Annotated in this window: 10 protein-coding genes; 6 read left to right on the top strand and 4 right to left on the bottom strand. The window is 55.5% G+C overall.

Annotation, left to right across the window (positions count from 1 at the left end; translation table 11 throughout):
* The first annotated feature begins 583 nt into the window (after positions 1 to 583).
* From R6U41_RS05955 to R6U41_RS05940, 4 genes are all read left to right on the top strand, one after another.
* Positions 584 to 1,708, top strand: coding sequence for a 2-hydroxyacyl-CoA dehydratase subunit D (locus R6U41_RS05955; RefSeq protein ID WP_410268917.1), 1,125 nt, complete (start codon positions 584 to 586; stop codon positions 1,706 to 1,708).
* 24 nt (positions 1,709 to 1,732) lie between these two features.
* Positions 1,733 to 2,977, top strand: a complete 1,245-nt coding sequence (locus R6U41_RS05950) for a 2-hydroxyacyl-CoA dehydratase subunit D (protein ID WP_410268916.1) — start codon at positions 1,733 to 1,735, stop codon at positions 2,975 to 2,977.
* 659 nt (positions 2,978 to 3,636) lie between these two features.
* Positions 3,637 to 4,413 carry an acyl-CoA dehydratase activase gene (locus R6U41_RS05945; RefSeq protein ID WP_410268915.1) on the top strand — a complete coding sequence of 259 codons (777 nt, stop codon included), beginning with the start codon at positions 3,637 to 3,639 and terminating at the stop codon, positions 4,411 to 4,413.
* A 143-nt stretch (positions 4,414 to 4,556) separates the two neighbouring features.
* On the top strand, positions 4,557 to 4,844 hold the full coding sequence (locus tag R6U41_RS05940; RefSeq protein WP_410268914.1) for a PxxKW family cysteine-rich protein: 288 nt from the start codon (positions 4,557 to 4,559) through the stop codon (positions 4,842 to 4,844).
* Between the two features lie 96 nt (positions 4,845 to 4,940).
* Here the strand turns inward: R6U41_RS05940 and R6U41_RS05935 are convergent, their stop codons facing one another.
* Both R6U41_RS05935 and R6U41_RS05930 read right to left on the bottom strand, forming a co-directional pair.
* A complete protein-coding gene (locus tag R6U41_RS05935; RefSeq protein WP_410268913.1) occupies positions 4,941 to 5,627 on the bottom strand; it encodes a lipopolysaccharide kinase InaA family protein in 687 nt (228 codons plus the stop codon).
* Positions 5,624 to 6,679: a glycosyltransferase family 9 protein gene (locus R6U41_RS05930; protein WP_410268912.1), complete on the bottom strand. Its 1,056-nt coding sequence runs from the start codon at positions 6,677 to 6,679 to the stop codon at positions 5,624 to 5,626. Before R6U41_RS05930 ends, R6U41_RS05935 begins: the two co-directional genes overlap by 4 nt.
* 160 nt (positions 6,680 to 6,839) lie before the next feature.
* On the opposite strand from R6U41_RS05930, the gene R6U41_RS05925 reads away from it, so the two are divergent.
* Both R6U41_RS05925 and R6U41_RS05920 read left to right on the top strand, forming a co-directional pair.
* Positions 6,840 to 7,217 carry a DUF6165 family protein gene (locus tag R6U41_RS05925; RefSeq protein WP_410268911.1) on the top strand — a complete coding sequence of 126 codons (378 nt, stop codon included), beginning with the start codon at positions 6,840 to 6,842 and terminating at the stop codon, positions 7,215 to 7,217.
* A 76-nt stretch (positions 7,218 to 7,293) separates the two neighbouring features.
* The gene (locus tag R6U41_RS05920) at positions 7,294 to 8,058 is read left to right on the top strand and encodes an endonuclease/exonuclease/phosphatase family protein (RefSeq protein WP_410268910.1); all 765 of its coding nucleotides are present in this window, start codon (positions 7,294 to 7,296) and stop codon (positions 8,056 to 8,058) included.
* A 23-nt stretch (positions 8,059 to 8,081) separates the two neighbouring features.
* Here R6U41_RS05920 and R6U41_RS05915 read toward each other — a convergent pair whose 3' ends face one another.
* Entirely contained in the window at positions 8,082 to 9,851 is a 1,770-nt protein-coding gene (locus R6U41_RS05915) for an adenine deaminase C-terminal domain-containing protein (RefSeq protein ID WP_410268909.1), read from the bottom strand.
* A gap of 1 nt (position 9,852) precedes the next feature.
* A complete protein-coding gene (locus R6U41_RS05910) occupies positions 9,853 to 10,341 on the bottom strand; it encodes a hypothetical protein (RefSeq protein ID WP_410268908.1) in 489 nt (162 codons plus the stop codon).
* Between the last annotated feature and the right edge of the window lie 12 nt (positions 10,342 to 10,353).

The raw sequence follows: 10,353 nt of genomic DNA, 5'->3' as shown, positions 1-10,353 counted from the left end.
GTGAGCAATGCGTCAATAATAAATTCACTGTTGGTTTTTTTCTCCCGATCCATGGGATACCTTTCTCTGTTCCAATTGGGTTGTATAATAGTGCCTGAACAAAAACCGTCTTTTCCGCCAATCTCTGCGTCCGGCTCAAATTTTAATCCTCAAAATACGTCGAGTATTCCTGCGGTTAAAATTTTCGCCGTCCTGGACCTTAACGAAAAATCCTGGTTTTCGTTCGGGCACTATAATAGTATGTTTTCTTTTTCTTTAATTTATTCTATAAATAATGAATTTAATGATTTTGTCAAGGATATTCTAATTTTATTTCCAGGCGGTTAGCCAATATTTCGATTTCTATTGATTTTACGAATGCGGTATTTAGATTGATCTTGTTGCATCATGGAATTTTTTCGGAAAATATGGCTTTGGCTGGTGAAGGTGAAAAAGGAGTGTTAAAAACGAACGAATGCTCGTTTTTTCGCCTTGACACGGCTTCGGCCGCAAGGGTATGAACAAGGCATGCCTGTGCAGGCTAAACACATCATTGAACTCCGCAAGGAAAAACCGGACTTGATTTTTGTATAAGGAAAACTCCATGACTTCAGCAGAAAGGTTTCGGTCGATCTGGCGCGATCCTGCAGCCTACGGCCGCAGCGTAAAACAGGAAACCGGCCGCAGCATCCTTGGATTTTTTTGTTCCTATGCGCCCGTGGAGCTGATTTACGCCGCCGGGGTCCTGCCTTTTCGCCTGTTTGGCACCCGGGGGGAAATCAGCCTCGCGGATACCCACCTTCAGTCCTATTGCTGTTCCCTGGTGCGCGGCGGCCTGGAGGACGCCTTAAAGGGAAATCTGGATTTTCTTGACGGAGCGGTGTTTTCCCATACCTGTGACTCCATTCAGCGGCTGTCGGATATCTGGCGGTTAAATGCCGGTTTTGCCCATCATTTTGACGCGGTTTTGCCGGTTAAGCTAAATACTGAAAGTGCCCGGCAATATATGATCGAGGTGCTTTCCGGGTTTTGCCGGGAGCTTGAGACCGCCTTTGGCAAACCGATTCGTGACGCGGATATAAACTCGGCCATTCGTGAGTACAACCAAATGCGGGAACAGTTAAAAGCCGTATATGAGCTCAGAAGCCGGAATCCCGGATTGTTTGAGCCCTCTGAGGTCCACTGGATCATGACCGCGGCCATGGTTATGGAGCCGGCGGCATTTTTGCGCGACATTACCGCGTTTCTCGATCAGATCCGCTCTTCTGCCGGGGAGGCACAGCAAACCGGCCGCAAGCGTCTGATGCTGGCCGGCGGCATCTGCACCCATCCGGACGTCTATGATTTGCTGGCCCGGGCCGGGACGGACGTGGTATGGGATGACCTGTGCACCGGCGCCCGGTATTTTGAGGGTACCATTGCCGAAGACGTCGGGGATCCCGTGGCTGCTGTGGCAGACCGGTATTTGTCGCGCAGCGTGTGTCCGGCCAAGCATGCCGATATCACCGCCAGGGGCCGGCACCTGGTGGATGCGGCCCGGGAGCAGGGGGCAGACGGGGTGGTTTTTCTCCAGCTTAAATTCTGTGATCCCCACGCTTTTGACTACCCTTACCTGAAGCAGTTTCTCGACGAAGCACAGATTCCGAGCCTGCTTATCGAAATCGAGGACCAGCCCCCGCCCGGGGGACAGCTGCTCACCCGTTTGGAAACCTTTGTGGATATGCTATAGTCCGGGGCGTATGGGAGGCAAGTAATGGCAGATAATCAAACAAAGCATGATTCGGAAAAAAAGGCGCCCAAAATCCAGGCGGTCTCCCGCATGAAGGAGATCATGACCAATTACTACATTGATGCCAAAACCGCCCGGGAGCAGGGCAAAAAAGTGGCCTGGATCACCAGCGGCGGCCCTGTGGAGCCTTTGATCGCCATGGACGTGATTCCGGTGTACCCGGAAAATCACGGGGCCATGATCGGGGCTTCCAAGATGGGGGCGCAGCTTTGTGAAAAAGCAGAGGAAATGGGCTATTCCCGGGATCTGTGCTCCTATGCCCGGGCCGATATCGCCGACAGCGTGCAAAAAACCGGGCCCATCGGCGGCCTGCCCGAACCCGACATGCTGGTGTGCTGTAACAATATCTGCGGCACCGTGCTCAAGTGGTACGAAACCGCGGCGCGGTATTACAACGTTCCCCTCTTTATCCTGGACACGCCCTTTGTGCACACGGAGTTTTCCGATTCCGCCCGCAGGTACGTGCTTTCCCAGATTTACGAATATATCGGCTTTCTGGAGACCCATTGCGGCACCAAAATGGACTATGACCGCATGGAGGAAGTGGGCCGGCTTTCCGTGGAGGGCACCGGGCTTTGGCAGGCCGTGCTCGACACCTGCGCAAACCGGCCTGCGCCCATGACGGCATTTGACGCATTTTTCCACCTGGCCCTGATTGTCACCCTGCGCGGCACCCGGACCGCGGTGGATTATTACCGGGAGCTGCTCGATGAATTAAACCAGCGCATTACAGACGGCGTTTCCATGGTGCCGGATGAAAGATACCGGCTTTTGTGGGACAATCTTCCGGTGTGGTACCGGACCCGGTGGCTGTCTGAGAAATTTGCCGCCCATGACGCGGCCCTGGTGGCCGACACCTACACCTCGGCCTGGAGCGGGATGCTGCCGGACATGAGCGGACAGACGTTTCTGGAAGCCATGGCCGAGACTTATACCAAGGTGTATATTAACATCTCCATTGACATGATGTTTGATATTGTGGCCAATATGATTGAAAAATACCACGTGGACGGGATGGTGATGCATTCCAACCGTTCCTGCAAGCCCTATTCCCTGGGCCAGTACGATCTGCGCCAGATGATCATGGACCGGCTCGGGGTGCCCACGTTGATCATCGAGGCCGACATGGTCGATGAGCGCGCTTTTTCCGAAAGCCAGATCGACACCCGTATTGACGCCTTTATGGAAACCCTGAAGATGGGCGCATAAAAAGCTTGTTTACCGCGCCCGATGTTTGCCAGGAAGGAAGCCCTGCGGCCGGGGTCAGTTTTTTCGCTCCTGACCGTTTACGGATTCAGCCAATGCCTTCGCTTAAAATTTCAAAAACTCGGCCTGTCGGCCTCAAACAGTTTGAAATTTTTTAGCTCCGGCATTTGCTGAATTTTTCCGTAAACGCTCAATGTCGCTTACAAACCGACCCCGCCCCCCGGGCTTCCTTGGAAGGGTTCTTGGCGGGCCAGCCCACGGGACCGGGCATGAAAACAACGCTTTTTAAGACTTGAATGTGTTCCTCCCGACTCCCTTGGTGTGAAACTTTGCACACAGTCGGCCATGATGCCGGCCCGGGGGTGGGTTGCGAGTCGCATTGAGCGCGCAAGCGGTCAGCAGGGAGCAACCCGCCACCGGGTCGGCATCATGCGAAAATTATAGAACCAAGTACTATCAGCAACTTTTTTGATATTACTTAGAAGTCTGATTTCAGATGGCGCTGTAAAAAGTTCAAGATCAAGGCTTGCGCAATTTCGAAGAATGCAGCGTACTTATCCGTACGTGATATTCTGAGAAATTGCGCGTAACGCAGGTATTGTGCTTTTTGCAGCACATTAAATTTTGAATTCAAGACATATTGTAAAGGGCGGGAAAATAGCATGATTACCGCAGGCATTGATATTGGTTCGATCACCGCCAAGGCGGCGCTGATCCGTGACGGTAAGCTGGCCGGGACTTCTCTGCAGTTTACGGGCTATCATGCGGCAAAAGCCGGAAACGCGGTGCTTGAAACCCTTCTGGGCCAAACCGGTATCAGCCGGGATGACATTGATGTCATTGTGTCCACGGGCTACGGCAGAAACAGCGTGGATTTTGCCGACAAGGCCGTCACCGAGATTACCTGCCATGGTGCGGGCGCGCATTTTATTGATCCGGAAATCCGGTTTGTGGTGGACGTGGGCGGCCAGGACAGCAAGGTGATCAAAATTGACGGCACCGGCAAGGTGATCGACTTTGCCATGAATGACAAGTGCGCAGCAGGCACGGGCCGGTTTCTGGAGGTCATGGCCCGGGCACTGGAGGCGGATCTGGATGATTTCGGCCGGCTTTCAGCCGAGGCCGACGCCCCGGCGGCCATCAGCAGCATCTGCACTGTCTTTGCCGAATCCGAGGTCATTTCCCTGATTTCCAGGGGAGAGAGCCGGCAGAACATGATTGCCGGGATCCATGAATCCGTTGCTTCCAGGATTTCGGCCATGGCCCGGCGCGTGGGGGTTACTCCGCCGGTGATGATGACAGGCGGGGTGGCACGCAACCAGGGGGTGGTCCGAGCCCTGGAAAACCGGATGGACGTGGAAATCCGCGTTTCGCCGCACGCTCAGTTAAACGGCGCCATTGGCGCCGCCCTGCTGGCAGCGCGAATTCAGAAACAATAAAAAAATCTTGACACGGACAAACCCGTTGCTATATAAATAATCTTTTTATATGTGTCATAAGCTTGGCAGATATTGGATTGTGAAAAAATTTCCGGCCCCTTTCGGGGCCGTTATTTCATGTGAGAAAAGGAGTTGAGAGAAAAATGATTTGCCAGACCACCCGAAAAGGAATGGAATGTGCTTTTATGACAGCAGACGGCTGTGTTTATAACGGCGGTACCTGCTATCAGATTGTTGAGTCCTGCAACGGCTGCGGCCGAACCGTATCGTATGAATCCGGCTGGTATTGCAGCAAGTGTCCGGAGCCGGAAAAAAAGTGGAAAAACGGCGTCTGCAACCTGGCCACCCACGTGTCCAACGCAGTGGCAGACACCAAGGCGGCCAAGATCAACCCGATCAAGGCCTCCAAGCGCGGCGCGGGCAAAAAATAGCCGCATTTCAACAAGCGATCCCCTCCTGCGGCGCAGGCCGGTAAGTCTTACAGTTTGCGCCGCATTTTTTTTGCGCCAGCCCAAAAAACGCTTTTCTTATCCCCCGAGACTGTCGCGGAAAGACGGGTTGAGAAACAGGGGCAGTTCGTGCTTGATCACCGCCCTTTGCCACCTGCGGATATAGCGCTGGCGCAGCCGGGCGGCGTCATCCCTTGTTTGCAGCGCCTTGTCAAAATCAATGATATAAACCCTGCCGCAGTCATTCACCAGAATATTGCCCGGGTGGAGATCCACGTGCAGGATGCGGTTTTGCATCAGTCTGCGCACCTGGCCGGCCACGGCCGGAATAATCTGCTCTGCGGCTTTTTCATCGGCCATGGCCAGTTCCGAAAGGGTACGGACCTTTTCGATTTGCCGGGTGACCAGCCAGGTGTTTTGCAAAAATCGCCCTTTGGATGCAAAGGCCACCGGCGCCGGTGCACGCACGCCCAGGGCACGGATGCGGGTTAGCATTTCGAATTCCGCCCGGCCCCGGCACGGGCCGATACCCAGGTAGGTTTTTTCGATGACCCGGCCCAGCAGTCCGCCTCTGAAGTATGCCTTTATGACCACCCTGCCCAGCCCTTTGATTTCCGCGGGTTGAACAGCCGTTCTGCCGCCGAGCCGGCCCTGTGGGTTTTGCGGCGGCATCTGAAAATACTCTGCCAGCCGGTCCATCTGCGGGCGTGTCAGGCCTCGGCCCGAGCCGAACCGATATCCCCGGTGCCGCTGGAGTGTCATCATTTCTCCATCTCCGGCAGATTTTGCGAATCCGGGTAGGCTGTAAGGCCGTATTGAATCTTTTCAAGCACTTCTTCCGGGGTGATGGTCTCCATCCGTCCCAACTTGGTTTTGCGGGTAATCGAAGCGTGTTGTGCCCCCGGATCGTTGTAGTGGTCGATTAACAGGTCATGGAATCGGTAGGGGCCGCAGCGCCTGGGATTGGAATATCCATAGAGCCCGATGGTGGGCACGCCCATTGCCACGGCAATGTGCAAAGGGCCTGTATCCGGGGATACCACTATGCGGCATCCCTGAAGCTGCATCATGGTGCGGCGGATGGGCTTTTCCAGGGCAATGATGGGCCGGCATGTGCATTGGGCGGCAATTTCTTCCGCAATCTGTTTTTCCCGGGCGCTGGGCCCGCCGATCATCATCGGCTCAAGACCCAGGCGGGATTTGACCGCGTCCATGACCCGGGCGTAGCAGGCCGGGGGCCATTCCTTTTGCTGGTGGGCCGTGGCAATGACAAATCCGGCTGCCGGCCGGTCAATGCGGTCAAAATAGGCTTTCTGCCATTTGCGTTCCTCCGGGGTAAAGCAGAAGTCCCAGGTTTTTGTAAAATTGCGGATCTCCAGGTATTCCAGAAACTCGAAAAACTGATCTTGTACATGACCCATGGGACGGCCGGGGATGTTATGGTTGGTGGCCAGCCAGTGCAGTTCCCTGGATCGGTGCCAGTCAAATCCGAGCTTGATTGCTGCCGGAGTAAACAGGGAAATCAGGCTGACCTTGGCGCTGATCTGGGGGATCACGGCCAGGTCAAAACGCTGGCTGCGCAGGTCTGCAATCAGTTTTCGCCAGCCTGCCGGACCGGCTTTGCGGTTAAAGGTGATAAACTGATCCACGCACGGCTGGTGCATGACCATTTCATAGGGAATGGTCTGCAGCACCCATGTCAGGCTGGCATGGGGAAAGCCCTGTTTCAGTCCGTTGGCCAAAGCCAGGGCATGGACCGTGTCGCCCACGGCAGAGGTGCGGATCAGGCAGATTTTTTCAGGTGTGGGCTCAAGCATTTTTTATGGATCAAAAGGCCGGCTCCGGCCTGGAATTGCCGGACAACGCCTTGGTTATAATGAGATTGGACTTGAAATCAGTTAGGCTACACTATATGGTTTGCCTTAAAAAATCAATGGATTTGTCCCATATACACCGTTTGTGCGGAAAGGAACAACAATGAAGGTTGAGGTCTCTGTGGGGGAATTGGTTGACAAGGCCACCATTGTCCACATCAAGTCCGAGCGGATTCATGATCCGGAAAAACTGCGCAATATCAACAGGGAATTTAGTCTGCTCAAAACGGCCATGGCTGCTGCGGGCATTGACGAAAAAAGTCCGCAATACCTGCAGCTCTACGAGATCAACGGCCGGCTGTGGGATATCGAGGATGCCATCCGGGAAAAAGAGCGCGCCAAAGCCTTTGATGATGAATTCATCTCCCTAGCCAGAAGCGTGTATTTCAACAATGACAAGCGCGCCGCAGTCAAGCGGGAAATCAATCTTGGCTTTGGATCCGAGCTGGTGGAGGAAAAAAGTTATCAGTCCTATGAATGATCCGGCCTTATGCAGCATGCAGGGCGATACCATCTAACAGACAAAAACGACGGGGAATCAGATGAATTTGCGGGTGATGACGTTTAATTTGCGGTTTGAAAACGACCGGGACGGGCAAAATGCCTGGGAGTGCAGAAGGGCCATGGTCGTGCGGGTCATTCAAAACCATGCTCCGGACATCCTGGGCACCCAGGAGGGGAAATGGGACCAGCTCATGTACCTGGCAGACAACCTGCCGGGCTACCAGATCCACATGCCCGGCCGGCAGGAAGACAAAAAGGCCCAGTGCCCGACCCTGTTTGTGCGTAAAGACCGGTTTGAAATCACGGGAGGCCGGGATTTCTGGTTGTCAAAAACCCCGGATGTTTACATGAGCAAGGACTGGGACAGCGCTTTTCCCCGGATGATGAGCTATGCCGAGCTTGCCTGCCGGGAAGAAGAAGGCCGAAACATTTGCGCGGCCGTCACCCACCTGGATCACATCGGCAAAGAGGCTCGGTTTCACCAGGCAAAGATCATTGCGGACTGGGCCGGACGCACACGTTTGCCCAGGCTGGTCATGGGCGATTTCAACGAGGAGCCTGAAGTCGATGTGCACCAGGTCCTGACAGACCCGGCGGTTGGCCTGAAGGATACTTGGCAGCAGTCAGGCGGCGGCTCCGGTCGGGACAGTTTCACCAGTCACGGGTTTACCGGTGTTCCCCAAAAAAGTCGCATTGACTGGATACTGGCAAGCAAAGAATTTTCGGTTGATCATGCCCGGATCGTCAAATACCAGGAAGACGGGTTTTACCCGTCGGATCATTTCCCGTACATGGCGGATCTGCACCTGATGACATAAAATCGCCTGCTGCCGGGCCGGTTTTATGCAAACAGGTCCAGGCGTTGACCGGTTTTTAGATCCACCAGCCCCTGCTCGCAGATCCGGATAAACGGGATGGCCGCCCCGGTAAGGGTCAAAAGGCTCAGCACCGGGTCGGGAAAGGCAATGCCAAGGGATTTTGCAGCGGATTTGACCTCGCGGTTGGCTTCGATGATGTTTGCCATGGGCTGTTCTGTCATGACCCCGAGAACGGGCAGGGGCAGTTCACCGATCACCCGGCCGTATTTTACCGCAACAATGCCGCCGCTGTTGTGGCTGACCCGGTTGATTGCAGCGGCCATGTCCGCGTCATTGACCCCCGCGGCCACAAGATCCGAGGTGTCCCAGGCGCCGCTGGCCGCCATTGCCCCGGCCTTTATGCCAAAACCCTTTACCAGCCCGGTAAAGCACCTGCCCGGATCCTGGCGGAAATTGACAGCCGCTGCCTTGGCAATGTCGTTTTCCGGATCTGCCGCAATCTCGCCGTTGACCACAGGCAGGTCCATGATTTTTTCCCGGGTGACAAGGTCTGTGACCATTTCCATGACCCGGACGCGCTGCACGGGTCCCGGGGCCGGGGCGGTGACGGCAAAGTCGGCCGCATCCAGGTCCCTTGGCAGGCGCATGGTGTTGTAAGCGGTTTGGGAAAACACGTGGGGCCTGGGGGGAACCAGCAGTTTGCCGTTTTCCGCAATGACCTGCCCGCGGGAGACCACGCACCGGGCCCGGATGGTGGAAATATCGGGTACAAGCAGAAAATCCGCATCCCGGCCCGGGGCCACGGAACCGATTTGCAGATCCATCCGGAAGTGCTCGGCCACGTTCAGGGTGGCCATGCGGATGGCGTCCACAGGGGCAAAGCCCAGGTCAATGGCCTTTTGCACAAGGGTTTCCATGTAGCCGGACCGGCTCAAAGCCTCGGGGGTGATGCCGTCTGAGACCAGGGCGGCCCGGCGCAGGTCGATGTTTTTGTGCCGGATTTCGGATACGGCTTCCAGGTCTTTTCGCACGCTGCCCTCGCGGATCATCACGTAAAGTCCCTGGCGCAGCCGGGACAGGGCTTCTTCTGCGGAAATGGGCTCATGGCATGATGATATGCCAGCGGCCAGATAGGCCGCCAGTTTCTGCTCACTGGCTCCGGCTGTGTGGCCCTCCAGGGTTTTGCCGGATTTGCGCACCATTTCAAACGCCGCCATGTAGCGGTCCGGATGCTGGAGCACCTCCTGCCAGTAGGCCTCGCCCATGCCCAGAATCTCGGGCCGGGAAAGCAGGGCCTGCAGGTCTTCTGTGTCAATGCCGGCAGACAGGCTGCTGATGGACACCATGGCTGGGGCGGTGGCAAAGATCTTGATGGGCTGTTCACTGCAGGCGGCCAGGTAGTCGGTGACCCCGGCCAGGCCGGCGGCAAAATAGCCCTCAAAGACTTCCGTGACAATGGTGGTGGTGCCGCCGGTCATGGCATATTTGAGAAATTCCTCCGGAACCAGGGATGCGGCCATGTGGGTATGGCCGTCAATAAATCCGGGAATCAAGCTCATGCCGCCGGCATCAATGACGCGGGTATCCGCATCCGCCATTTCTTCCACGCCCGGGCCCACGTAGGCGATTTTGCCGTCCTTGACGCAAATTCCGCAGTTATCCAGCAATTCGCCGGTAAACACGTTTAGCACCCGGGCATTGATCACAACCAGGTCCGCCGGGATTTTTCCCAGGGCCGCATCCATGAGCCGGGCTGCTGCCTCGCCGAAGCTGTCATTTGTGCCTGCGTCCATCTCAGTGAGGCTCTTTGGGAATGTCGGAATCGGATACATCCGTGCTGAGGTTTGCATGGATGTTGTTTAAGCCGTTTTCGTAGAACTCGTCGGCAAACAGCGATTCCAGGGCCCGGAGCTGGGCGGCGTTCTCCTGATCAAAAAGCTCGTCATAGGTTTCAATGCCCTTTTTGTCCACAAGGGTTTTCAAGGCCATGCGCTGGGCCAGGCCGAACCAGAACAGGTTGTCCTCGAAATCCTCGAGCAGATCCATGACCTCGGATTCCTCCTCGTAATCCGGGGTGGGAACACAGGCGCCGGCCTGCTCGTCATAGGCCACCAGATCACCCAGGCCCTTTTCCCGGGCCCCTTCGTAAATCTTCTGGATCACTTGGTCATAGTCCCGGGTTTCGGGGTTTTCCTCGGTTTCAAACACGTGAAGGACCCAGCTGGCGATCATGGCCAGATCCATGAGTTTCCGGTATTCTTCCCTGCTAAATTGCGTTGGCATGTGTACCTCTTT

Origin of the sequence: Desulfosalsimonas sp. (assembly GCF_046483245.1) — a bacterium.
Classification (GTDB): domain Bacteria; phylum Desulfobacterota; class Desulfobacteria; order Desulfobacterales; family Desulfosalsimonadaceae; genus Desulfosalsimonas.
This window is presented reverse-complemented; position numbering and strand designations above follow the sequence as displayed.

Coding starts and splice junctions, on each gene's coding strand:
- R6U41_RS05950 (WP_410268916.1), top strand. CDS start 1,733: ATGGCAGATAATCAAACAAAGCATGATTCGGAAAAAAAGGCGCCCAAA.
- R6U41_RS05945 (WP_410268915.1), top strand. CDS start 3,637: ATGATTACCGCAGGCATTGATATTGGTTCGATCACCGCCAAGGCGGCG.
- R6U41_RS05920 (WP_410268910.1), top strand. CDS start 7,294: ATGACGTTTAATTTGCGGTTTGAAAACGACCGGGACGGGCAAAATGCC.
- R6U41_RS05940 (WP_410268914.1), top strand. CDS start 4,557: ATGATTTGCCAGACCACCCGAAAAGGAATGGAATGTGCTTTTATGACA.
- R6U41_RS05935 (WP_410268913.1), bottom strand. CDS start 5,627: ATGATGACACTCCAGCGGCACCGGGGATATCGGTTCGGCTCGGGCCGA.
- R6U41_RS05910 (WP_410268908.1), bottom strand. CDS start 10,341: ATGCCAACGCAATTTAGCAGGGAAGAATACCGGAAACTCATGGATCTG.
- R6U41_RS05925 (WP_410268911.1), top strand. CDS start 6,840: ATGAAGGTTGAGGTCTCTGTGGGGGAATTGGTTGACAAGGCCACCATT.
- R6U41_RS05930 (WP_410268912.1), bottom strand. CDS start 6,679: ATGCTTGAGCCCACACCTGAAAAAATCTGCCTGATCCGCACCTCTGCC.
- R6U41_RS05955 (WP_410268917.1), top strand. CDS start 584: ATGACTTCAGCAGAAAGGTTTCGGTCGATCTGGCGCGATCCTGCAGCC.
- R6U41_RS05915 (WP_410268909.1), bottom strand. CDS start 9,851: ATGGACGCAGGCACAAATGACAGCTTCGGCGAGGCAGCAGCCCGGCTC.